Source organism: Cellulosimicrobium protaetiae, assembly GCF_009708005.2.
GTDB lineage: Bacteria > Actinomycetota > Actinomycetes > Actinomycetales > Cellulomonadaceae > Cellulosimicrobium > Cellulosimicrobium protaetiae.
Genome location: NZ_CP052757.1, coordinates 3,714,633 through 3,738,245 on the forward strand (window position 1 = coordinate 3,714,633; position 23,613 = coordinate 3,738,245).

A 23,613-nucleotide genomic window follows, 5' to 3' on the forward strand; every position below is an offset into this window, starting at 1 on the left:
GGCCGGCCCGGGCCCCGTGGGCGTTCCCGCCGCGGTGGTCGACCTCGTCGACGTGTCGCGGAGCTTCCCGGGACCGCCACGGGTCGACGCGCTGCGGCAGGTGAGCCTGCGCGTGGACCCCGGGGAGTACGTCTCGATCATCGGCCCGTCCGGCTCGGGCAAGTCGACGCTGCTCAACATCCTGGGGCTGCTCGACCGCCCGACGTCGGGCGAGTACCTGCTCGACGGCGTCCCCACGGGGAGCGCGTCGGAGTCGGTGCGCTCGGGCCTGCGCGGTGGCCGGATCGGCTTCGTCTTCCAGTCGTTCCACCTGCTCCCGCGCCGCACGGTGCTGGACAACGTGCTGCTCGCGACCCTGTACAGCGGGGTGCCGCGCGGCGAGCGGGAGGAGCGGGCACGGTCCGCGCTGGAGCGCGTGCACCTCACGCACCGGACGACGTTCCACCCCACGACCCTCTCGGGGGGCGAGCGGCAGCGGGTCGCGGTGGCCCGGGCGATCGTCGCCGCGCCGCACCTGCTGCTCGCGGACGAGCCCACGGGCAACCTCGACTCGACGAACTCGGCGGAGGTCATGGACCTCTTCGACGAGCTCCACGCCGACGGGCTCACGCTCGCCGTCATCACGCACGACCCGGTCGTCTCGGCGCGCGCCCAGCGTCGCGTGCGGATCGCGGACGGCCGGCTCGAGGAGCTGGACCGGTGAGGGCGCCGTGGGCGCGGGTCCGGCACGCCCGCCGACGCGGCGAGGGCGACCTCCGACGCGGCACGCGGCTGCGCGTGCGCGGCCGCGACCGCTTCGGCGCGCGCGACCTGTTCGCCGAGGCAGCGCACGGGATCGCCGCGCGGCCCGGCCGGCTCTTCCTCACCGTGCTCGGGACGGTCCTCGGGATCGCGTCGGTCGTCGTCACGGTCGGTCTCGCGCAGACGGCCGCCGGGCAGATCAGCAAGCAGTTCGACGCGGTGGCGGCGACGCAGGTGGTCGTCGAGCCCAAGACGTCGATGCTCATGTCGGGCGAGGAGCGCGCCGTCGCGCAGCTCCCGTGGGACGGCCCCGAGCGCGTGCTGCGGCTCGCGGGCGTCGAGCAGGCGGGCGCCGTCGCACCGGTCGACGTCGGTGGCGCCACGGTCACGGCGGTCCCGGTCAACGACCCGTCGGTCGCCGCCCAGGCGAGCCCGGACGTCGTCGCCGCCACGCCGGGGCTCCTGGGCGCCGTGCGGGGCGACGTCGTCACCGGTCGGTTCTTCGACGCCGGGCACGACGCGCGCGCGGTCCGGGTCGCCGTCCTCGGCGCGCGCGCGGCCGAGCGGCTCGGGATCAACCGGGTGGACCGTCAGCCGTCCGTGTTCGTCGGCGAGCGGTCGTACACGGTGATGGGCATCGTCGACGACGTGCAGCGGCGCACCGACCTGCTCGACGCCGTGATCCTCCCGGCGGGGACGGCGCGCGCGGACTTCGGCGTCGGCCCGCCCGAGGAGCTCCAGGTGCGGATCGCGACCGGCGCGGGGCGCGTCGTCGCCCGGCAGGCGCCGGTCGCGCTCGACCCGAACGCGCCCGAGGGGTTCGTCGTCAAGGCGCCGACGTCGGGCTCAGCGCTGCGGGAGAACGTCCAGGCCGACGTCAACGCGATCTTCCTCGCGCTGGGCGGCATCGCGCTCCTCGTCGGCGGGGTGGGGATCGCCAACATCACGCTGCTCTCGGTCATGGAACGGGTCGGCGAGATCGGGCTGCGACGCGCCCTGGGTGCGACGCGTCGCGACATCGGTGCGCAGTTCGTCGTGGAGTCGGTCGTCGTCGGGCTCCTCGGCGGGCTCGTGGGCTCCTCTCTCGGGGTGCTGGCGGTGGTGGTCGTCTCGGTCGTGCAGGAGTGGACGCCGATCCTCGACGTCCGCATGGCCGTCGGGGCGGCGCTCCTGGGGGGCGTCGTCGGGCTGCTCGCCGGGACGTACCCGGCCCTCAAGGCCGCCGCGATCGAGCCGATCGCGGCGCTGCGCGGCGGGACCTGACCGTCCGGTCGCCCGGCCGGGGACGCCGTCCCGGTCGGGCGACCCGCGGGGCGCCGGTGCCGCGGCGTTATGTTGAGTCGTGTGCGATCATGTTGGATTTTTCGGCGACGTAGACAATACTGGTCACATGCTCGCCACCCAGCGCCAGGACCGCATCCTCGCCGAGATCCGCGACCACGGAGCGGTACGCATCGGCGACCTGACCCGAGAGCTCGGCGTCTCGGACATGACGATCCGTCGCGACCTCGTGGAGCTCGCCGACCAGGGTCTCGTGCGCAAGGTCCACGGGGGCGCCGTCGCTCCCCACACCACCGCCCACGAGCCCGGGTTCGCCGCCAAGAGCTCGCGCGAGGCCGCGGAGAAGGAGGCCATCGCGACGGCCGCGGCCCGCCTCGTCACGCCGAACGCGTCGATCGCGCTGAGCGCCGGGACGACGACGCACCTGCTCGCCGCCCGCATCGCCGCCGACACCGCGCTGCGACCGCTCACCGTGGTCACGAACTCCCTCCCCGTCGCGGAGGTCCTGCACCGCGCGAACGACCCCCGCCTCGAGACGATCCTCACCGGCGGGAGCCGTACGCCGTCCGACGCGCTCGTGGGCCCGCTCGCCGAGGCGGCGATCTCCGGGCTGCGCGTCGACCTGGCGTTCGTCGGGGCGCACGGCGTCGACCCGGACATCGGGCTCACGACGCCGAACCTCGACGAGGCCGCGACCAACCGTGCCCTCATCGACTCCGCCGGCCGCACGGTCGTGCTCGCCGACCACACGAAGTGGCACACGACCGGCCTGCGCGTGTTCGCGACGTTCGCCGACGTGGACGTCCTCGTCACCGACGCCGGCCTCCCCGACGACCAGCGCACCCGCGTCCAGGACCTCGTCGAGCGGCTCGTCGTCGCCTGACGGCCGCCCCGGACTCTTCACCCCAGCACCGCGATCGGAACCACGTACGCATGAACCCGCACCTGCGCCGCACCTCGACCCGCCTCGCCGACGGCCGCGAGCTCGTCTACTTCGACGACTCTCCCGAGTACGTCTCAGGTGAGCGCTCACGTCGGCTCGACGACCCCCGGCCGCTCGCCGACCGGTTCGTCCCGGTCCCCGGCCCGGACGGGACGCCGCACCCGTACGTCGGGCCCGAGATGCGCCGCGACCCGCTCACGGGCGACTGGGTGCCCCTCGCCGCGCACCGGATGAACCGCACGTTCCTCCCCGCCGCCGACTCGTGCCCGCTGTGCCCGGCCCGGCCCGGGGCCGCGTACTCGGACGGCGAGGTCCCCGACACCGACTACGACGTCGTCGTCTTCGAGAACCGCTTCCCCTCCCTGCAGCGCGTGCCCGGCACGCCCGACGGCGTCGTCGAGGACGCGCCGCTCCAGGTCCACGCCCCGGCGGCAGGCCGGTGCGAGGTCGTGTGCTTCTCGAGCGACCACCGCACGTCGTTCGGCGCCCTGTCCCCGCAGCGCGTGCGCACGATCATCGACGCGTGGGCCGACCGCACCGCCGCGCTCGGGGCGGAGCCGGGCGTCGAGCAGGTCTTCTGCTTCGAGAACCGGGGCCAGGAGATCGGCGTCACGCTGCACCACCCGCACGGTCAGATCTACGGCTACCCGTACGTCACGCCCCGCACGCGCGCGCTGCTCGACGAGGCGCGTGCGCACCACGACCGCACCGGCCGCAACCTCCTGCGCGACGTCCTCGACTCCGAGCTCGCGGACGGGCGCCGCGTCGTCCTCGAGACCGAGCACTGGGTCGCCTACGTCCCCTTCGCGGCCCGCTGGCCCGTCGAGGTCCACCTCGCCCCGCGCCGCGACGTGCCCGACCTGCCCGCGCTCGCCGACGCCGAGCGCGACGACCTCGCCACCGCCTACCTCGAGCTCCTGCGTCGCCTCGACCGCTTCTTCGAGACCGCCGACGGCGACCCCATCCCGCTCCCGTACATCGCCGCGTGGCACCAGGCGCCCGCGCACGAGGGACGCTCGGTCGCCGACGGCGGCACGGACGACGTGACCCTCGCCCGGCTGCACCTGCAGGTCTTCTCCGTCCTGCGTGCGCCGGGCAAGCTCAAGTACCTCGCCGGGTCCGAGTCGGGCATGGGCGCGTGGATCAGCGACACCACGCCCGAGCGGATCGCGGCGCGGCTCCAGGAGCTCGCGCCCTCCGGCGCCGCGCGCGGGTGGGTCCCCTCGTGGTCCGACGACGACGGTGCGGCCCGGGCGCGCGCGGTCTTCGCGGCGGCGTTCGGCAAGGCCGACCCCGGACCCGGGGACGAGCCGTCCGGCGACCACCCGGGCGAGGTCGACGTCTGGGCGGCGCCCGGCCGCGTGAACCTCATCGGCGAGCACACCGACTACAACGCGGGCCTGTGCCTGCCGATCGCGCTCCCCCACCGCACGTACGTCGCGCTGCGCCCGCGCACGGACTCCGTCGTCCGGCTCGCGTCCGCCCAGGCGCCCGGCGAGACCTGGACGACGACGCTCGACGACGTCGCTCCCGGCACGGTCGCCGGGTGGGGGTCGTACGTCGTCGGCGTCGCCTGGGCCCTGCGCGGGCACCTCGTCGCCCAGGGCGCGGACCCCGCCGCGATCACCGGCTTCGACGCGGCCGTCGACTCGAGCGTCCCCTTCGGGGCCGGCCTGTCGTCGTCCGCCGCGCTCGAGTGCTCCGTGGCGGTCGCGCTCGACGACGTCGCGGGGCTGGGCCTCGCCGCGACCGACGGGGGACGCGCCACCCTGGCCGCGGCGAGCATCCGCGCCGAGAACGAGATCGCCGGAGCGCCCACGGGCGGCATGGACCAGTCCGCGTCGCTGCGCGCGCAGGCGGGCCAGGCGCTCCTCCTCGACTGCCGCCCGGGACTCGACCCCGTCGAGTCCGCCGAGCAGGTGCCGTTCGACCTCGATGCCGTGGGCCTCGCCCTGCTCGTCGTCGACACGCGAGCCGAGCACCAGCTGGTCGACGGCCAGTACGCCGCACGCCGGGCCACGTGCGAGGACGCGGCCCGCACGCTCGGCCTGGACTCCCTGCGCGAGCTCGCGGACGACGTCGCGACGCGGGACGACCCCGCGGGCGCGCTCGACGTCGCCCTGGAGAAGCTGCCCGACGACGTCGCACGCCGCCGGGTGCGCCACGTCGTGACGGAGATCGGCCGCGTGCGCGACCTCGTCGCGCTCCTGCGCGACGGCCGCCCCGACGCGGTCGGGCCGCTCATGAACGCGTCCCACGCGTCGCTGCGCGACGACTACGAGGTGTCGAGCGTCGAGCTCGACGTCGCCGTGGACGCCGCGCGCGTCGCCGGCGCCCTCGGGGCGCGCATGACCGGCGGCGGGTTCGGCGGCTCCGCGATCGCGCTCGTCCGCACCGACCAGGTCGAGGCCGTGGCCGACGCCGTCCGCACGGCGTTCGAGCGCGAGGGCCTCGGTGCGCCCGGCTTCCTCCTCGCGACGCCGTCCGCGCCGGCCGAGCGCGTCGCCTGACCCGAGCAGACACCACACGCCGCCGAACACGACATGAGGGTCGTCATGCGGCATCTCACGACCCTCATGTCGTGCTCGGCGGGGGCGGAACGGCTCAGATGTCGTAGGTGATCACGAGGGGGGCGTGGTCGCTCCAGCGCTCGTCGTGCGACGGCGCGCGGTCGACCTCGACCTTGACCGCGCGCTCGGCGAGCGACGGCGTGGCGAGCTGGTAGTCGATGCGCCAGCCGGAGTCGTTGTCGAACGCGCGGCCCCGCCACGACCACCAGGTGAACGGGCCGGGGCCCTCGCCGCCGTGGACGCGGCCGAGGTCGACGAGACCGACCTGGTCGAGCCAGGTGTCGACGTAGGCGCGCTCCTCCGGGAGGAAGCCGGCGCTCTTGAGGTTGCCCTTCCAGTTCTTGATGTCGACGTTGCGGTGGGCGATGTTGAGGTCGCCCGCGAGCACGACCTTCTCCCCCGTGGCCGCGAGCTCGCGCAGCCGGGCGGTGACCTTCTCGAGGTAGGCGTACTTCGCGACCATCGTCTCGGGCTGGCTCACGGTGCCGGAGTGGATGTACGCCGAGACCACCGTGACGCGGCCGCCGTCGGGCAGCTCGAGGTCTGCCTCGACCCAGCGGCCCGTGTCGACGGGCGGCTCCGGCTCGCCGGCACCCAGCCCGACGCGCACGGCGGAGACGGGGAGCCGCGACGCGACCGCGACGCCCGCCCGGCCCTTGACGTCGCACGCCTGGTGCGCGACGTGCCACCCGTCGAGGAGGTCGTTGACGACCGAGTCGGGCGCTCGGACCTCCTGGAGCAGCAGGACGTCGGGCGTCCGGGACGCGATCCAGGCGTCCATCCCGCGGCGGTACGCGGCGCGGATCCCGTTGACGTTGGCGGTGGCGATGGTGAGCAAGTGGGCTCGTCCTCCCTCGGTGACGGTCGCGCGCGGCCGCCAGGACGGTCGCGGCACGCCGGCCATCCCATCACACGCCACCGACAGGACGGGTCCCCGGCGTCACGCAGGAGGCGTGGTCTCGCTCACGCTCAGGGGGGCGACGCGGGCGGGCCTGAACGCGCCGGCGAGGACCGCCGACACAGCGGCGAGCACGGCGAGGACGACGAACCCGAGCCGGAGGTGGTGGGCGGTCGCGAACACGCCCGTGAGCACGCCGCCGAGCACAGCGCCCGCGTAGGTGAAGACGTTGAGGCGCGCGACCGCGCGGTCCGTGACCGTCGCGACGACCACGGCGGGAGGCTCGACCGGTGCCGCGCCCGTCTCCGCGTCGACGAGCACGTCCTCGACGACACCGTCCCCGACCGCGTCCTCGACGCGCCCGCCCGAGGCCGCGGCCTCGGCGCCCACCGAGACCGCCGCGACCGCCTCGCGGGCGCGGTCCCCGATCGCCGAGAACGCGAGCGGCGCGACGACCCCGAGCCCGAGCCCGGTCGCCGCCAGCCCGAGCACGGCGACCGGCCAGGCGGGAGCCACGGCCACCGCGACGAACCCGAGGGCGCCGAGCGTGCCTCCCAGCCGCACGACCCGCACCCGGCCGAGTCGCTCGACGAGACCGTCCCCGACGAGCCGCGACACGATGAGCGCCGCCTGGTAGGCCGCGTACCCGAGGGGCGCGGCCACCGCGCTCGCCGCGAGGACGTCGCGCAGGAACGTCGCGCTCCAGCTCGAGACGGCCGAGTCCGCGACAGGGAACGCGAGCATCCCCGCGCCGAGCAGCGCGATCGTCCCCCCGGCCACCCACGCGGTCCCGGGCAGGGCCAGGCGTCGGGCGTCATCCGTCGGCCCGGCCGGCTCCGGACCCGGCCGTTCCCCACTCGGCAGCTCTGCGGCCGACGCCGCCGCACCCGACGCCGCCGCGCCCGGGTGCGCGGCCGCGCGGGCCGCCGAGCCGCCGTCGGGAAGCCGCAGCGCGAGCAAGACGGCGCCCGCGGCCACGAGCAGCGCGACGAGCGGGAGCGCGACCGGCTGGCCGAGCGCGACGAGCGCGCTGCCCGACACGGCGAGCGCACCGAGCACTCCCCCGGCCGCGTTGGCCGCGTAGAACGACGCGAGCAGGCTGCGGCCGTGCGCGCGCTCGACGTCGATCCCGAGCATGTTCATCGCGGCGTCGACCGCGCCGAGCGCGAGCCCGTACAACCCGATCGCCACGAAGAAGGCGGGCCAGGACGGCGCGAGCCCGATGCCGGCGACCGCGAGGGCGGCGAGCAGCAGGCCGCCCACCACCACGGCGCGCGCACCGCGAACAGCGGCGACGACGCCGGACAGCGCGCTGCCCAGCCCGGCGAGGACGCACACGCCCAGCACCACGAGCGTGACGACGTCGTCCCCCATGCCGAGCCGGTCCTTGTACCCGGGGATGCTCGTCAGCACCACGGCGAACCCGAAGCCCTGCACGGCGTACGCCGCCGTCGTCGCGATGCGCTCCGTCACCCGCGCAGACTAGCGCTCACGCGTCGTGCTCGGTCCGCGGCACGGCGGTGAGGTCGACGGACGGACGGCGCGCAGAAGGTGAGATGCCGAAGGAGGGTGGGGTGGCGCCCGTTCCTCGGATCAGGCGGAGGCGCGCTCCGCCGCGTCGACGACGTTCGCGAGGAGCATCGCGCGCGTCATGGGCCCGACCCCGCCGGGGTTCGGCGAGATCCAGCCCGCGACCTCGGCGACGTCGGGCGCGGCGTCCCCGACGACCCGGCTCTTGCCGGTCTCCGGGTCGACCTCGCGCGAGACGCCGACGTCGATGACGACGGCGCCCGGCTTGACCATGTCGCGCGTGACGATGCCCTGCACGCCCGCGGCCGCGACGACGACGTCGGCGCGGCGCACGAGCTCGGCGAGGTCCGTCGTCCCGGTGTGCGTGAGCGTCACGGTCGCGTTGACGGCGCGGCGCGTGAGCAGCAGGCCGATCGAGCGGCCGACGGTCACGCCGCGCCCCACGACCACGACCTCCTTGCCCGCGAGGGAGATCCCGTGCCGCTCGATGAGCTCGATGATCCCGCGCGGCGTGCACGGCAGCGGCGACGTGACCTCCTCGTTGACGCGGAGGACGAGGCGGCCGAGGTTCGTCGGGTGCAGCCCGTCCGCGTCCTTGGCCGGGTCGATGAGCTCGAGCACGCGGTTGGTGTCGATGCCCTTCGGGAGCGGCAGCTGCACGATGTACCCCGTGCAGGCCGGGTCCTCGTTGAGGCGGCGGACGGCGGCCTCGATCTCTTCCTGCGTCGCGTCGCCGGGCAGGTCCTCGCGGATCGACGACAGCCCGACCTCGGCGCAGTCGCGGTGCTTGCCCGCGACGTACCACTGCGAGCCCGGGTCGTCGCCGACCAGGAGCGTGCCCAGCCCGGGCACGACGCCCTTCCCGGCGAGGACCGCGAGGCGTTCCTTGAGCTCGGACTTGATGGCGGCGGCAGTCGCCTTGCCGTCCAGGATCTGTGCGGTCATGTGGGTCTCCTCGTGGGTCTGACGGGGCCGGAGAGACCGCTGAGTGCGGGGTATTCGTCGCGGTTCCGGTCGGCCGGCGACGAATACCCCGCACTCAGCGGTCGGGGTCGACCTACTGGGACAGGCCCGGGTAGAGGGGGAAGTCGGCCGTGAGCTTGCGCACGCGGGCGCGCAGCGCGTCCACGTCCGACGCTGCGCCGGCCTTGAGGGTCGCGGCGATGACCTCGGCGACCTCGGTGAACTCGGCGTCGCCGAAGCCGCGGGTCGCGAGCGCGGGCGTGCCGATGCGCAGGCCGGACGTGACGCGCGGCGGGCGCGGGTCGAACGGCACCGCGTTGCGGTTCACGGTGATGCCGACCTCGTGCAGGAGGTCCTCGGCCTGCTGGCCGTCGAGCGCGGAGTGGCGCAGGTCGACGAGCACGAGGTGGACGTCGGTGCCGCCCGTGAGGACGGAGACACCGGCCTCGGCCACGTCGGCCTGGGCGAGGCGGTCGGCGATGATGCTCGCGCCGCGCAGCGTGCGCTCCTGGCGGTCGCGGAAGTCGTCCGAGCCCGCGATCTTGAACGACACGGCCTTGGCGGCGACGACGTGCATGAGCGGGCCGCCCTGCTGGCCCGGGAACACGGCGGAGTCGATCTTCTTGGCGTACTCCTCCTTGCTCAGGATGAAGCCGGAGCGCGGGCCGCCGATCGTCTTGTGCACCGTGGAGGACACGACGTCCGCGTACGGCACCGGGGACGGGTGCAGGCCCGCGGCCACGAGGCCCGCGAAGTGCGCCATGTCCACCCAGAGCTTCGCGCCGACCTCGTCCGCGATCTCGCGGAACGCCGCGAAGTCGAGATGGCGGGGGTACGCGGACCAGCCGCCGATGATGACGTCGGGGCGCGTCTCGAGCGCCTGCTTGCGGACCTCGTCCATCTCGATGCGGTAGGACTGCGGGTCCACGCCGTACGCGGAGACGTCGTAGAGCTTGCCGGAGAAGTTGATCTTCATGCCGTGCGTGAGGTGGCCGCCGTGGGCCAGCTCCAGGCCGAGGATCTTGTCGCCCTTGTTGATGAGCGCGTGCAGCACGGCGGCGTTGGCCGTGGCGCCCGAGTGCGGCTGGACGTTGGCGTGCTCGGCACCGAACAGGTCCTTGGCGCGGGCGATCGCGAGGTTCTCCGCGACGTCGACCTGCTCGCAGCCGCCGTAGTAGCGGCGGCCCGGGTAGCCCTCGGCGTACTTGTTGGTGAGCACGGAGCCCTGCGCCTGCAGGACGGCGCGCGGGACGAAGTTCTCGGACGCGATCATCTCGAGGGTGTCGCGCTGGCGCGCGAGCTCCCCGTCGAGGACGGCCGCGATCTCGGGGTCGAGCTCGGCGAGCGGGGTGTCGAGGACGTTGTCGGCTGGCTGGGCGCTCATGGCGTCTCCTCCGCGGGTGCTTGGCAGTGTGTCGTCGGTGGTCACGTTCCCGGCTCGCCGGGTACGCCCCACCAGGGGGTGACCCGGGGCCCAGGCGAACGACCCGTCGTCTGCACAGCGTGTCGCTCCCCGGTGGTGATCCACCCTGCCCGGGCGGAGTTCCACCGGGCGGCGCCAGTCGCGACGCGTCGATCCTAGCGCACGGCCCGCGGGCGGTGCCGGGCTACTCCTGCCCGACGGCGTCGGACGCGTTGCGGGCCTCGGCCTCGCCGAGGATGCGGCGCAGGTAGGTGTAGGTGAGGTCGCCGGCGGCCTTGTCGTACTGCTCCTCGTAGCCGTGCTTGGTGTACATGGCGAGGTTCTGCTTGGAGTCCTTGCCCGTGAAGACCCAGATCTCCGTGGTCTGCTCCGGGAGGTACGGCAGCACCTCGAGGAGCATCTGCGTCCCGATGCCGCGGCCCTGCATGTCCGGTGCGACCGCGAGCCGGCCGAGCGTCGCCTTGCTGTCCTCGATCTCGACGCGGACCGAGCCCACGAGGCGAGGCCCGAGCCACGCGCCGATCGTCACGACGTCCTCGCGCGCGAGGTCGTCGCGCAGCTCGTGGAGGGTCTGGGTCAGCGGGGGGATGTTGGGGTCCTGGTAGAGCTGCGCCTCGGTGACGAACGCCGCCCGCCGCAGGGTCAGGAGCTCACCGGCCTCGGCGTCGTCGACGAGGCGGGTCGTGATCTGCGCGTCGTTCATGAAGACATCGTGTCAGACATCGCGCGGCGCGACCGCGCGTGTCCGGGTGATGTCAGGCCGCCGGACGGCGGCCTCGTCACCGCCCGGACGCGGCTACCCTCTGAGGGGTGTCCACGACAGATCCCCGTGGCGCCGACGTCCCCGACACCTCGGCGCTCCGCACCGCGCAGCCCCCGACCGGCGACCCCACGCACTGGGTCCTCACGCTCTCGTGCCCGGACGGGCCGGGGATCGTGCACGCCGTCGCCGGGGCCCTCGCGCGGCTCGGCGGCAACATCACGGAGTCGCAGCAGTTCGGCGACCCGCTCTCGGGGCTGTTCTTCATGCGCGTGCAGGTCACGGCGGCCGCGGAGCGCGCCGAGCTGGAGCGCGCGGTCGAGGAGGTCGCGGCCCGGTTCGCCATGACGTGGCAGCTCGACGTCGTCGGGCGCCGCATCCGCACGCTGCTCATGGTCTCCAAGGCACCGCACTGCCTCGTCGACCTGCTGTACCGCGAGCGCTCCCAGGGCATGCCCATCGAGGTCGTCGGCGTCGTCGGCAACCACCGCGACCTCGAGGACATCGCGACGTTCTACGGCAAGCCGTTCCACCACGTGCCCGTCACGCGCGACACCAAGGCCGACGCCGAGGCGCGGCTGCGCGGGCTCGTCGACGAGCTCGACGTCGAGCTCGTCGTCCTCGCGCGCTACATGCAGATCCTGTCGGACGAGCTGTGCCGCGAGATGCCCGGGCGCATCATCAACATCCACCACTCGTTCCTGCCGAGCTTCAAGGGCGCGCGCCCGTACGCCCAGGCGCACGACCGCGGCGTCAAGCTCATCGGCGCGACGTCGCACTACGTGACGGGCGACCTCGACGAGGGCCCGATCATCGAGCAGGACGTCGAGCGCGTCGACCACTCGCGCCGCGTCGAGGACCTCGTCGCGATCGGCGAGGACGTCGAGCGCCAGACGCTCGCGCGCGCCGTGCGCTGGCACGCGGAGCACCGTGTGCTCCTCGACGGGCACCGCACCGTCGTCTTCCGCTGAGCCGCGGCTCTCGCCCGCTCCCGGCGCCGGCAACGCCCCCTGCACGACGGCGGCCCCCGCCACGTCCGAGGACGTGACGGGGGCCGTCGTGCGGCCGCGTGCCGGTACGCCGCCGCCTCCCGGTCGCTCAGAGCGAACGGGTCACTTGGTGAGCTCCTCGAGGGTGGGGTCACCCGCGTAGACCTCGGCCGCGTTCTCCTGCGTGACGATGACCGGCTCGAGGAGGAAGGCCGGGACGACCTTGACGCCGTTGTCGTAGGACTCGGTGTCGTTGATCTCCGGCTCCTCGCCCGCCTGGAGCGCCTTCACCGCGTTGATCGACTCCTCGACGAGCTTGCGCGTGTCCTTGTAGATCGTCGAGTACTGCTCACCCGCGACGATCGACTTGACCGACTCGACCTCGGAGTCCTGGCCGGTGATGACCGGGGTCTCCTTGCCGGCCTGCTTGGCCGACGTGAGCGCCGCGCGGGCGAGCGTGTCGTTCGGTGACAGGACGCCGTCGAGCTCCTTGTCGGAGTAGCTGCCCGACAGCACGGTGTCCATGCGCTTCTGCGCGTTCTCGGCCTTCCAGCCCTGCGTCGACACCTGCTCGAACGAGGTCTGGCCGGACGGGATGACGAGCGTGCCGTCCTCGATCTTCGGGTCGAGCACGCTCATGGCGCCCTCGAAGAACGGCGTCGAGTTCGCGTCGTCGGACGAGCCGGCGATGAGCTCGATGTTGTACGGGCCCTCGCCCTTGCGCTCGGCGAGGCCCTGGAGCAGCGCCTCGCCCTGGAGCACGCCGACCTGGAAGTTGTCGAACGCGATGTACTCGTCGACGGCGTCCGTGTTCTTCACGAGACGGTCGTAGGCGATGACGGTCGCGCCGTTGTCCTTGGCGTTCTTGAGCTGGCTGCCGAGCTGCGACCCGTCGACGGCGCCGACGATGATGACCTTCGCGCCCTGCTCGACCATGGCGTCGATCTGGCTCTGCTGCTCCGAGACGCCGCCGTTGGCGAACTGCACGATCGGCTTGAAGCCGGCCTCGGTCAGGCCGTCGTTGAACAGCTGCTCGGCGAGCACCCAGTTCTCCGACGTCTTCTGCGGGAGGGCGACACCGATGGTCGCGCCCTCCTCGAAGCCGGCCGCCGCGGACTCGCCGCCGGTCGTCTCGCCGCCACCGGACTCGCCCCCGCGGTCGGAGGAGCAGCCGCTGAGCACGAGCGCGCTCGCGGCGGTGAGCGCCAGGAGCGTCGTGGTGAGCTTCTTCATGGGTACCACTTTCTTGTCGGGCATCCGTCGTCGGATGCGGTCAGGGGTCGTGCGGTGGGTGGGACGTGATTGATCGGTCAGGTCAGCCCTTGGCGGCGGTGGCCCCGGCCTCGACCGGGACCTCGGGCTGGAGGTCGTCGGCGCCCGTGACGGCACCCGTGCCCTTGTCGCGCCGCGACGGGAAGATCAGCGCGATGATCGACGGCCGACCCTGCACCTTGTTGTAGACGTCGAACGCGACGGCGGCGAGCAGCACGAGGCCCTTGATGATCTGGGTCAGGTCGGAACCGACGCCCATGAGCTGGAGACCGTTGTTGAGGACGGCCATGACGAGGCCACCGATGACCGAGCCGACGACGGTGCCCACGCCGCCGGAGACCGCGGCCCCGCCGATGAAGACCGCCGCGATCGCGTCGAGCTCCCACATGTTGCCGTCGAACGGGCCGGAGGCCGTCGAGCGGCCGATGAAGATCATCCCGGCCAGCGACGCGAGGATGGACATGTTCATCATGACGAAGAAGTTGGTGCGCTTGATGTTCACGCCGGACAGCGCCGCCGCCGCCCGGTTGCCGCCCACCGCGTAGACGTGGCGACCGGTGATGGTCCGCGACGCCACGAACTGGTAGACGACGACGAGGAGCACCAGGACGAGCGCGGGGACCGGGAACGACGTGCCGACACGGCCCGAGCCGTAGAGGTACGTGAGGTAGGCGATCACGGCGCTGAAGAGCACGACGCGGGTCACGGCGACCGAGGTCGGGACCGGCTCGGCGCCGAGCTTGCGGGCGCTCGCGCGGCGGCGGAGCTCGGACCACACGACGAACGCGATCGCGACGATCCCGAGCAGCAGCGTCGAGTTGTTGAGGCCCGTGTTCGGCCCCCACTCGGGCAGGTAGCCGCCGCCGAGCGTCTGGAGCTCCTGCGGGACGGGAACGGTGTTCGAGTCGCCGATGAACTGGTTGAGGCCGCGGAAGAGCATCATGCCGGCGAGGGTGGTGATGAACCCGGGGATACCGACGTAGGCGACCCAGAACCCCTGCCACGCGCCGATGATCGCCCCCACGCTCAGCCCGAGCAGGATGCCGAGCCACCACGGGATGCCCCAGTCGCGGATCGCGAGGGCCACGATGATGCCGGTCACCGCGGCCACCGACCCCACGGACAGGTCGATGTGGCCCGCGATGATCACGAGGACCATGCCGATGGCGAGGATGAGGATGTAGGAGTTGCCGTTGAGCAGGTTCTGCGCGTTGCTCGGCGTGAGGACCCGCCCGCCCGTGGCGACCTGGAAGAAGATGATCAGGGCGAGGAGCGCGAAGAGCATGCCGAACTGGCGCGCTCCCCCGCTCAGCAGCTGCTTGATGGACGACATCGTCGGTGGTTCCTTCTCGGTTGCGATGCGGTGGCTGGTTGGGGGGACGCGCTCAGGCGGCCGCGTCGGAGGGTGCGTCGCCGGGCGTCCCGGTCATGAGGCGCATGAGCCCCTCCTGGGTCGCCTCCGACCCGGGGACCTCGCCCGTGATCCGCCCCTCGAAGACGGTGTAGATGCGGTCGCACAGGCCGAGGAGCTCGGGCAGCTCGGACGAGATGACCACCACGCCGCGGCCCGCGTCGGCGAGCTTCTGGACCAGGCCGTAGATCTCGTACTTGGCGCCCACGTCGATGCCGCGCGTCGGCTCGTCGAGGATGAGGAGCTCCGGCTCGGTGTACATCCACTTGGCGAGCAGGACCTTCTGCTGGTTGCCGCCCGAGAGCTTGGCGACACCCTCGTGCACGCTCGGCGCCTTGATGGAGAACGCCTTGCGGTACGACTCGGCCGCGACGAACGCCGCGTCCTGGTCGATGACGCCCGCCTTCGCGATGCGCGGCAGGTTCGCCGCCTGGATCGTGCCGAGGATCGTGTCGAGCAGGTTCAGCCCCAGCGCCTTGCGGTCCTCGGGGACGTAGGCGATCCGGTTCTCGATGGCCGAGAGCACCGTGGGCATGGACACCTCGCGACCGTCGATGCGCACGACGCCGGACTTGTAGCGCCCGTACGACCGCCCGAAGAGCGACCGCGCGAGCTCGGTGCGGCCGGCGCCCATGATCCCGGCGAAACCGACGATCTCGCCGCGGCGGACGTGGAACGTCGAGCCCTTGCACACGTAGCGGCCCGGCACCTCGGGGTGCTCCACGGTCCAGCCCTCGACCTCGAAGAAGGTCTCGCCGATGGACGGCGTGTGCGCCGGGAAGCGCGACTCGAGCGAGCGGCCGACCATGCCGCGGATGATGCGGTCCTCGTCGACGGCGTCGCCCTGGACGTCGAGGGTCTCGATCGAGCGACCGTCGCGGATGATCGTGATCGAGTCGGCGACCTCCTCGATCTCGTTGAGCTTGTGGGAGATCATGATGCTCGTCAGCCCCTTGGACCGCAGGCCGCGCAGCAGGTCGAGCAGGTGCTCGGAGTCCTCCTCGTTGAGCGCGGACGTCGGCTCGTCGAGGATGAGCAGGCGCACGTCCTTGGCGAGGGCGCGGGCGATCTCGACGAGCTGCTGCTTGCCGACGCCGATGCTCTTGATCTGGGCGTCGGGCGACTCCTGGAGGCCGACGCGCGCCATGAGCTCCTCGGCGCGCTGGCGGGCCGCGCCCCAGTCGATGCCGAACGCACCCTTGACCTCGTTGCCGAGGAAGATGTTCTCGGTGATCGAGAGCTCGGGGATGAGGGCGAGCTCCTGGTGGATGATGACGATCCCCGCGTGCTCGCTCGACCGGATGTCCTTGAACTGGACCTCCGCGCCGTCGTAGTAGATGTCGCCCGAGTAGGTCCCGTGCGGGTACACGCCCGAGAGCACCTTCATGAGCGTCGACTTGCCGGCGCCGTTCTCCCCGCAGATCGCGTGGATCTCCCCCGCACGGACGCGCAGGTTCACGTCGTCGAGGGCGCGCACGCCCGGGAACTCCTTGGTGATGCCCCGCATCTCGAGGATCACGCGGTCGTCCGTCATCGGACCTCCTCCTGCCGAGGACAGCTCGCGGCGCACCGACGCGCCGCGGACCCGGACACCCTCAGCGCCGTCCGAGCGGGCCTGACGTTATGCCGGTCACGTTCTTGGCGTCAACTCCTGAACGCAAGGATCGACAGAACCGTGACCAAACAGCGACCTTGGTCCCATGACAGCGCAGACATATGCCCCACGATGTGAGCGCAAACACGCGGGAACGCTCCCAAGCGGTCACGATCTGAAGACGTGAGAGCGCTCCAACCGACTGTCGCAAACCGCTCCCGAGCATTCGTGGGTGCCGCGCCCAGTCTTCCCACGCGGGCAGGAGGAGGATGCGGCGGTCCCGGTCGGAGAGCGCGCGTCAGAGCGTCGTCAGGGGCGGTGTCCGTCTGCTCGACGGAGGCGCCGACCTGTGACTCAGCGAGGCGGGAGCGGGCGCTTGAAGCCCTCGTGCGACTGCTCGTAACCGAGCGACCGGTAGAACCGGTGGGCGTCGGCCCGCTGCTTGTCGGACGTGAGCTGGGCGAGCGCGCACCCGCGCTCCTCACCCCACGCGTGGGCCCACGTCATCATGGCGCGCCCGACGCCCTGCCCACGGAGTCGACGGTCGACGCGGACCGCCTCGACGAGGAGGCGCGACGCGCCGCGCCGGGAGATCCCCGGGATCACGGTGAGCTGCATCGTGCCGACGACCTCGCCGTCGAGCTCGACGACGACCAGCTCGTTCTGCGGGTCCGCGTCGATCGCGGCGAACGCCGCCTCGTGCTCGGGACCGACCTCCCCCGTGCGGGCGCGCGCGATGGCGTCGTCCGCGATGAGCGCGACGACGCGGGGCAGGTCGGCGGCGACGGCCGGACGGAACACGAGACCCGCCGTCGGGGGGACGGCGGGCTGGGGCGCGGTGGTCACGGCTCGCGACCGTAGCACCCGGTCGTCTCGCGGGAAGAACCCGACTCCGCCGGGGTAGAACCGGGGTAGGCCGAGGTAGAACCCTGGTGAGGACCAAGGTTCTACCTCGGCGGACCAGGGTTCTACCTCGGCGGTCGGCTCAGGAGCAGGTGAGCTCCTCATGGGTGACGGTGAAGGTCGAGGTGACCTCCTCGCCGTCGACCACCGCGGTGGCGGTCACCGTGGCCTCGCCGGCCGTGACCGCCTTCTGGCGGGTCGCGAACGACTGGTAGGCGTTCTTCCCGGCCGCGACCTTCGAGAACCCCTTCTCGCCGAACGGCGTGGACAGCGTCAGGTCCACGGGGACGGCGCCGTCGTTCGTCGCGCGGACCGCGACGTACGCCTTCCCCGCGAGGCAGCGAGGCTGGACCTCGACCGTGACGGGCAGCTCGCCGGCCGCCTGCGGCTCGACGAGCACCGCGACGGTGCGCGCCGGGACCGTGACGGTCCCGGAGGCCGCGTCCCACGTGGTGCCCTGCACGACGGCGTCGCTCCCCTCGGCCTGGACCGGCGAGAGCACGTACTCGCGGCCCACCAGCGCGGACAGCGGGACAGCGACCTCGTCCGGCGAGGCGTTGAACACCGTGAGCAGGCCGTCGAGGGCCGGGTCGACGTCGGCGCCCACGGTGTCGTCCACCGACATCGCGACGACCCCCGGGACCTGGTCCGTCCCGGCACCCGGGAAGGTGACCTTCTCCCGGATGAGGTCCGCGTCGCCGAGCCGGAAGAGCTCGGTCGAGTGCCGCAGGCGCAGGAGGTCCTGTGCCTGCGTCGACGCGGTGGCGATGTCGTCGGCCGACGGCTTGAGCGCGGGGTCCGCGAGGAGCGGTGCCATGAGCGACCACTTGTCCTCGTTGTCGGCCGCCATCGGCAGGCCCTTGCCGAACCCGTTGTCCTGACCGGTCCAGTCGATCGCGTTGAACCAGTCGCCCGAGTCGTAGCTGTTGCGGTCGAGCGACTTGGACCGCAGCAGGTCCGTGCCCGCGTGCCAGAACGACGGCGTCTGGGAGAGCGCGGCGGTCGCGAGCGAGACCGTGTTCATGCGCACGCGCTCGTCCATCGGCGTGTCCGCCGGGAGCTTGAGCGTGAGCAGGTCGAACAGCGTCTCGTTGTCGTGCGCGTCGACGTAGGTCACGACCTCCTCGGGCGAGTCGGCGTAGCCCGCCGGCGCTCCGCGGTAGTCGATCTCGTCGCCCCGCTTCTCCTCGCCCGTGGACGTGAGGAGCGTGTAGTCGCGCAGGTTGCCCGCGAGGCCGAGGCGCACGAGGTCGGTCTGGTGGCCGAGGTCGGCGAGCTCGTCCGCGGAGCCGTCGTTGACGGTCCCCGGCTCCCCCGCCCGGGCGGGCTGCCCGTTCGGGTCGGTCGCGAGGCCCGTGCCGAAGCCCTGCGTGAAGGTCGACGCGCCGTCGACGGGCGAGCCGCCGTGCACGGCGTCGCGCAGCCGGTCGGAGAACGTCCCGATGCCCGTGCCACCGAGCTGGCCCTGCGTGGCCTGCTCGAACAGCGCGTTGCCCGCGACCTCGCCGAAGTCCCAGCCCTCGCCGTACAGGTAGACGCTCTTCCCGTCGACGCCGTCCCCGGCGAGCGTGAGCTCGTCGAGCGCGGCACGGACGTCGAGCATGTTCTGCTTCGAGTGGTGACCCATGAGGTCGAAGCGGAACCCGTCGACGCGGTAGTCCTTCGCCCACGTGACGACCGAGTCGACCATGAGCTTGCCCGCCATCGCGTGCTCGGTCGCGACGTTCTGGCAGCACGTGCTCGTCTCGACGGAGCCCGTGGTCGGGTTCTGCCGGTGGTAGTAGCCCGGCACGACCCTGTCGAGGACCGACTTCGCGTCCTGCCCGCTCGCCGCGGTGTGGTTGAACACCTGGTCGAGCACGACCTGGAGCCCGGCGTCGTGGAGCGACCCGACCATGGTGCGGAACTCCGCGACGCGCGCGCCGCCGTCCGCGTCGAGGGCGTACGACCCCTCCGGTGTGCTGAAGTGCCACGGGTCGTAGCCCCAGTTGAAGCCGTCCTCGCCCTGCACCGCCGCGACCGCGGCCTGCTGCTCGGGCGAGTCGGGCGCGAACCCGGTGAGGTCACCCGTCGTCTTCTGGGCGGCCCGGTCCTCGGGGATCGACGCGATGTCGAACGTCGGGAGCAGGTGCACCGTGGTGAGGCCCGCGTCCGCGAGCTCGCGCAGGTGCGTCATCCCGGCCGAGTCCTGCTCGGCGAACGCGAGGTAGGTGCCGCGCCGCTCGGCGGGGACCGTCTCGTCGGAGATCGAGAAGTCGCGCGCGTGCAGCTCGTAGATCGTCTGGTCCACCGCGCGCTCGACGACCGGGGCGGGCGTGCCCTCCCAGACGCTCGGGCGGAACGCGGGGTCGTCGAGGTCGACGGCCACCGAGTGCGTGGAGTCGAGCGTGAGCCCGACCGAGTACGGGTCGGTGACGACGTTCGTCTCGACCTTCCCCGTGCTCGGGACGTAGACCCGCACCTCGTAGAGGTAGCGCGCGCCCTTCCACCCGACGTCCGCACCGCCGAGCTTCTTGTCGGCCGCCTTGCCGTCGAGCGTCCACGTGCCGTCGGCCTGGCGCGCGGCCTCGAACCGGCGCGGGTCGTCGTCGAGCGACGCCCCCGCGGGCCAGGCGAGCACCGAGACGGCCTTCGCCGTCGGCGCCCAGAGCGCGAACGACGCCCACTTGCCGTTGGCGTGCCAGGAGACTCCGAGCTCGCGCTCGGCCGCGTCCTCGGCGAACAGGTCGTCGACGACGCCCGGCACCTGGACGCCGGTCGCGGCCGTGAGGACGCCCTCGTCGGCCCGGGTCACGAGGAGCTGGCCGGTGAGCGCGGCCTCGGCCGCGGCACGGTCGAGCGGTTCGCCGTCGTCGAGCACGCGCAGCGCGGTGTGCCCGGCGAGCGCCGGGAACTCGGCGGCGACGTCGTCGGGCAGGCCCGCCGGGTCCACCTCGAGCGTGTACGACGCCGTCCCCTCCGGTGCCTGCACCTCGCCGTCCGCGCTGCCTGGGGCGACGGAGATCCCGCCGTCCGGCGCCGCCCACAGGGTCCACTCCGACCCGGCGCCGAGTTCCGCGGGCCAGGCGACCAGGCCCTCACGGACCCAGTGCGCGGCCTGCTGCCCGGTCCCCGGCAGCGGCGGGTTCGCCACCTCGACGGTCAGGACGTGGGTCGCGAGGTCGTAGGAGAACGTGACGTTCTCGCCGTCGCCCACGGAGAACTGGTAGTTCGCCCCGTCGGGCGCGCCACCCACGCCGTAGTTCTCGGCCCAGCTCAGGCCGTGCGCGACCTTGCCCTCGTACGCGCCGGCCGCGAGGCGGTCGGTCGACCAGGTGTAGGTGCCGTCGCCGTCGGGGTCCCTGAGCCAGGACGCGAGGCAGTCCGGCGCCCACGAGGCGGGGCAGCCGACCTGGTCCTGGAACGAGCCCGGGAGGGTGACGATCGGGCCCTGCGCGGTGCTCGAGAAGTCCTTGCTCACCGGGTCCCAGTAGAACGTGACCGGGCCGCCGGTCGTCGTGTACGTCGCGTTGCCGCCGTCCTGTACGCCGCCGACTCCGTAGTTGACCGTCCACGACCCGTTGAGCGCGACCTTGTACTCGTACGTCCCGGCCGGGACGTCGAACGTGCCCGCGTAGACGCCGTCGGCGCGCTTCGTGAGCTTGGCCGCCTCGCACGCCGGGGCCCAGTCGCCCGCGCAGCCCATGGCCGCGTTGTGGCTCCCGGGCACGGTCACGAGGTCGATCTCGGGCTCGGGCTCCTCGCCCACGACCCCGCTCACGTCGACCCCGACGCTCGCGAACGTCGACGCGGCGGCGCGGTCGCCGTCGGCGTCGGTCGTCACGGCGCGGTACTCGACCAGGGTGCCCTCGGCCAGGCCCGCGACGTCGTGGAAGACGCGCGGCGCCGTGTCCTCGGCGGTGCCGAGGGGCTGCCACTCGGCGCTCCCGACCTCGCGCCACGCGAATGACGTCTCGGCCCACGCATCGGCGTCGACCGTGGCCGTCACGGGCGCGACCCCGGTGACCGCTCCCCCGGCGCGCGGCACGGTGACCGCGATCTCGCCCGACGAGTCCGCGCCGACCTCGCGGTCGGCCCGCAGCACGACGGTGCCCGTCGCCGGGACGGTCAGGGTGACGACGCCGTCGACGTCGGCGGTGACGGGCTGGGCCGACTCACCGTAGAGCACCTCGTACGAGGCGCCGGGCGTGAGGGTCGTGAACGTCGCCGTCCGGTCCTCCGCCGCGTTGTTCAGCGCGACGAGGTGCTCGACCTTCTCCGCGCGGTCCACCCGGCTGAAGGCGTACACGCCCGCGCCGTTCTCGACGTAGCGCTCGACCTGGGCGCCGTCGGCCAGCGCCGGGTGCGCCTCGCGCAGCGCGGCGAGCTCGGCGATGTGCGCGTAGAGCGGCGCGTCGGTGCCGAAGCGGTCGACGCTGCCCGCCTGCTCGCCGGTGACGAGAGGCTGGTCGGCATACTCGTCGACCTGCGTCGCGAACAGGGTCTGGCGGGCGTCCTTGTCGCCGCCCGTCCCCGCGAAGCCCTGCTCGTCGCCGTAGTACACGACCGGCTGCCCGCGGGTCAGGTACATGAGGTCGTGCGCGAGCTCGTCGCGCGCGAGCGGGTCGTCGGTGCTCGCGAGCATGTACCCGACGCGCCCCATGTCGTGGTTGCCGAGGAACGTCGGCAGCGCCTGCGCGTTCGTCGTGGGCGTCGTGTACATGTCGTCGCTCGCGAAGAGCGAGGCGAGGCCCTTGGCGCTGTTGCCGCTCGCGAAGCTCGTCGCGGCCGACTGGAACGTGAAGTCGAGCGTCGAGCTCATGTCGGTCTTGCGCACGTAGGGCGAGAGCTTCGCCGCGTCGGCGTCGTACACCTCGCCGAACATGAAGAAGTCGTCCTTGCCCTGCGCGTGCGCGTAGTCGAGGACCTCGGTGGTCCACGTCTCCCAGAACTCGAAGTTCACGTGCTTGACGGTGTCGATGCGGAAGCCGTCGATCCCGAGGTCGATCCAGTCCTGGTAGACGTCGACGAACCCGTCGACGACCGTCGGGTGCTCGGTCATGAGGTCGTCGAGGCCGTCGAAGTCCCCGTACGTCACCGACTCCCCGGTCCACGTCGAGTTGCCGCGGTTGTGGTAGAGCGTCGGGTCGTTGAGCCAGGCCGGGACCTTGAGGTCCTCCTTGCCCGCGGGGACCACCGGCGTGTACGGGAACGACGTCGCGGCGTCCAGCGCCGGGAACTCGCCCGTGCCCGCGTGGTCCGCCGGGTCGAACACGGCGCCCTCGGCGTCGCGGTACGGCGACGTGGCCTGGTCGACGTACGAGTACTGCTTCTCCTCGTAGTCGATCACGTCGGCCGTGTGGTTCGTGATGATGTCGAAGTAGACCTTGATGCCGCGGTCGTGCGCCTCGTCGATGAGCGCCTCGAGCTCGGCGTTGGTGCCGAGGTGCGGGTCGATCTGGGTGAAGTCGGTGATCCAGTAGCCGTGGTAGCCCGCCGACGCGTCGGCGCCCGTGCCCTGCACCGGCTGGTTCTTGAACGACGGCGTGAGCCAGATCGCCGTCGTGCCCAGACCCTCGACGTAGTCGAGGTTCTGCCGCAGGCCGGCGATGTCGCCGCCCTGGTAGAAGCCCTTGTTCGTCGGGTCGTAGCCGGAGACGAGCGGGTCGTCGCCGAGGCCCGCGGCGTCGTTCGCGGTGTCACCGTTGGCGAACCGGTCGGTCATGACGAAGTAGAAGCGCTCGTCCGACCCGGGCTGGCGCACCGGGGGCACGACGAGCCCCGCGTCCTGCGCCTCGTCGTAGCCGCCGGCGAGCCCGAGCGGCGTGAGCGCGATGCGGTGCGTCGACTCGTCGAACGAGACGCGCACGGTCGCGTCGCCGCCGAGCACGAGCGGCGCGTTGTCCTGGCTCCCGTCGCGCCCGTAGGCCTCGTCCCACGCGTCGTCGTACGCGACCTTGTACTGGTACGTGCCCGCGGGCAGGTCGAAGTCCGCGGACCACACGCCCGCGGTGTCGGTCGGTGAGAGCTCTGTCGCGGCGCACGCGGGGTCCCAGTCGGCCGCGCAGCCGAGCTCGGACTGGAGGTCACCGACGAGCGCGAGCGTGCGCTCGTCGGCCCCCGCGGCGGGGGCTGCGAACGCGGCGAGCGTGACGCCCGCGAGGCTCGCGGCGGCGACCGCGACGGCGGTGACCGACGCCGTCGTGCGAGCCCCGCGCGAGCGGCGGGGCGACGGGTCGGATGGGTAGGGCGACGGGGTGCGCGGAACGCGGCGACGTCGCGGCGTGGAGGTCATGAGGACTCCCTCGTCCGGTGGCTGGTGCGGGGCCGCAGGCATGAGCTGGCACGAACCGGTG

14 protein-coding genes, 2 pseudogenes and 1 riboswitch are annotated in these 23,613 nt (G+C 72.8%); of the genes and pseudogenes, 6 read left to right on the forward strand and 10 right to left on the reverse strand.

What is annotated here, in order from left to right; genetic code table 11:
- Positions 1-16 precede the first annotated feature (16 nt).
- The 5 genes and pseudogenes from FIC82_RS16010 to galK all read left to right on the forward strand — a co-directional run.
- Positions 17-703: an ABC transporter ATP-binding protein gene (locus FIC82_RS16010; protein WP_168732324.1), complete on the forward strand. Its 687-nt coding sequence runs from the start codon at positions 17-19 to the stop codon at positions 701-703.
- Between the two features lie 68 nt (positions 704-771).
- Positions 772-2,004: an ABC transporter permease gene (locus FIC82_RS16015; protein WP_154800422.1), complete on the forward strand. Its 1,233-nt coding sequence runs from the start codon at positions 772-774 to the stop codon at positions 2,002-2,004.
- A 127-nt stretch (positions 2,005-2,131) separates the two neighbouring features.
- Positions 2,132-2,905, forward strand: coding sequence for a DeoR/GlpR family DNA-binding transcription regulator (locus FIC82_RS16020; protein WP_154799163.1), 774 nt, complete (start codon positions 2,132-2,134; stop codon positions 2,903-2,905).
- Between the two features lie 50 nt (positions 2,906-2,955).
- Positions 2,956-4,158 (forward strand): annotated as a pseudogene (gene galT / locus FIC82_RS21110) (galactose-1-phosphate uridylyltransferase); the annotation flags it as partial.
- A gap of 156 nt (positions 4,159-4,314) precedes the next feature.
- A pseudogene (galK, locus tag FIC82_RS16025) lies at positions 4,315-5,475 on the forward strand (galactokinase); the annotation flags it as partial.
- 94 nt (positions 5,476-5,569) lie between these two features.
- On the opposite strand, the gene FIC82_RS16030 reads toward galK, so the two are convergent.
- From FIC82_RS16030 to FIC82_RS16050, 5 genes are all read right to left on the reverse strand, one after another.
- A complete protein-coding gene (locus tag FIC82_RS16030; protein ID WP_154799165.1) occupies positions 5,570-6,373 on the reverse strand; it encodes an exodeoxyribonuclease III in 804 nt (267 codons plus the stop codon).
- Positions 6,374-6,475: 102 nt separating this feature from the next.
- On the reverse strand, positions 6,476-7,906 hold the full coding sequence (locus FIC82_RS16035; protein WP_154799166.1) for an MFS transporter: 1,431 nt from the start codon (positions 7,904-7,906) through the stop codon (positions 6,476-6,478).
- 120 nt (positions 7,907-8,026) lie between these two features.
- Positions 8,027-8,908 (reverse strand): bifunctional methylenetetrahydrofolate dehydrogenase/methenyltetrahydrofolate cyclohydrolase, encoded by an 882-nt coding sequence (locus FIC82_RS16040; protein ID WP_154799167.1) that lies wholly within the window; start codon positions 8,906-8,908, stop codon positions 8,027-8,029.
- Between the two features lie 112 nt (positions 8,909-9,020).
- On the reverse strand, positions 9,021-10,310 hold the full coding sequence (gene glyA / locus FIC82_RS16045) for a serine hydroxymethyltransferase (RefSeq protein WP_154799168.1): 1,290 nt from the start codon (positions 10,308-10,310) through the stop codon (positions 9,021-9,023).
- A gap of 81 nt (positions 10,311-10,391) precedes the next feature.
- A riboswitch (ZMP/ZTP riboswitch) is annotated at positions 10,392-10,502 on the reverse strand.
- 31 nt (positions 10,503-10,533) lie between these two features.
- The gene (locus FIC82_RS16050; RefSeq protein ID WP_154799169.1) at positions 10,534-11,052 is read right to left on the reverse strand and encodes a GNAT family N-acetyltransferase; all 519 of its coding nucleotides are present in this window, start codon (positions 11,050-11,052) and stop codon (positions 10,534-10,536) included.
- Positions 11,053-11,159: 107 nt separating this feature from the next.
- On the opposite strand from FIC82_RS16050, the gene purU reads away from it, so the two are divergent.
- Positions 11,160-12,080 carry a formyltetrahydrofolate deformylase gene (gene purU / locus FIC82_RS16055; protein WP_168731996.1) on the forward strand — a complete coding sequence of 307 codons (921 nt, stop codon included), beginning with the start codon at positions 11,160-11,162 and terminating at the stop codon, positions 12,078-12,080.
- A gap of 141 nt (positions 12,081-12,221) precedes the next feature.
- On the opposite strand, the gene FIC82_RS16060 is transcribed toward purU, so the two are convergent.
- The 5 genes from FIC82_RS16060 to pulA all read right to left on the reverse strand — a co-directional run bounded on the left by FIC82_RS16060 (position 12,222) and on the right by pulA (position 23,552).
- Positions 12,222-13,331, reverse strand: coding sequence for a substrate-binding domain-containing protein (locus FIC82_RS16060; RefSeq protein ID WP_154799170.1), 1,110 nt, complete (start codon positions 13,329-13,331; stop codon positions 12,222-12,224).
- An 82-nt stretch (positions 13,332-13,413) separates the two neighbouring features.
- Positions 13,414-14,703: a multiple monosaccharide ABC transporter permease gene (gene mmsB / locus FIC82_RS16065; RefSeq protein WP_154799171.1), complete on the reverse strand. Its 1,290-nt coding sequence runs from the start codon at positions 14,701-14,703 to the stop codon at positions 13,414-13,416.
- 52 nt (positions 14,704-14,755) lie between these two features.
- Positions 14,756-16,315 carry a multiple monosaccharide ABC transporter ATP-binding protein gene (mmsA, locus tag FIC82_RS16070; RefSeq protein WP_154799172.1) on the reverse strand — a complete coding sequence of 520 codons (1,560 nt, stop codon included), beginning with the start codon at positions 16,313-16,315 and terminating at the stop codon, positions 14,756-14,758.
- 414 nt (positions 16,316-16,729) lie between these two features.
- Positions 16,730-17,221 (reverse strand): GNAT family N-acetyltransferase, encoded by a 492-nt coding sequence (locus FIC82_RS16075; protein WP_253691227.1) that lies wholly within the window; start codon positions 17,219-17,221, stop codon positions 16,730-16,732.
- A 139-nt stretch (positions 17,222-17,360) separates the two neighbouring features.
- Positions 17,361-23,552: a pullulanase-type alpha-1,6-glucosidase gene (pulA, locus tag FIC82_RS16080; RefSeq protein WP_154799174.1), complete on the reverse strand. Its 6,192-nt coding sequence runs from the start codon at positions 23,550-23,552 to the stop codon at positions 17,361-17,363.
- Positions 23,553-23,613 lie beyond the last annotated feature (61 nt).

Excerpts from the sequence above, each read along its gene's own strand:
- FIC82_RS16020 (WP_154799163.1), top strand. The coding sequence starts at position 2,132 with ATGCTCGCCACCCAGCGCCAGGACCGCATCCTCGCCGAGATCCGCGAC.
- pulA (WP_154799174.1), bottom strand. The coding sequence starts at position 23,552 with ATGACCTCCACGCCGCGACGTCGCCGCGTTCCGCGCACCCCGTCGCCC.
- FIC82_RS16050 (WP_154799169.1), bottom strand. The coding sequence starts at position 11,052 with ATGAACGACGCGCAGATCACGACCCGCCTCGTCGACGACGCCGAGGCC.
- FIC82_RS16040 (WP_154799167.1), bottom strand. The coding sequence starts at position 8,908 with ATGACCGCACAGATCCTGGACGGCAAGGCGACTGCCGCCGCCATCAAG.
- FIC82_RS16060 (WP_154799170.1), bottom strand. The coding sequence starts at position 13,331 with ATGAAGAAGCTCACCACGACGCTCCTGGCGCTCACCGCCGCGAGCGCG.
- mmsB (WP_154799171.1), bottom strand. The coding sequence starts at position 14,703 with ATGTCGTCCATCAAGCAGCTGCTGAGCGGGGGAGCGCGCCAGTTCGGC.
- mmsA (WP_154799172.1), bottom strand. The coding sequence starts at position 16,315 with ATGACGGACGACCGCGTGATCCTCGAGATGCGGGGCATCACCAAGGAG.
- glyA (WP_154799168.1), bottom strand. The coding sequence starts at position 10,310 with ATGAGCGCCCAGCCAGCCGACAACGTCCTCGACACCCCGCTCGCCGAG.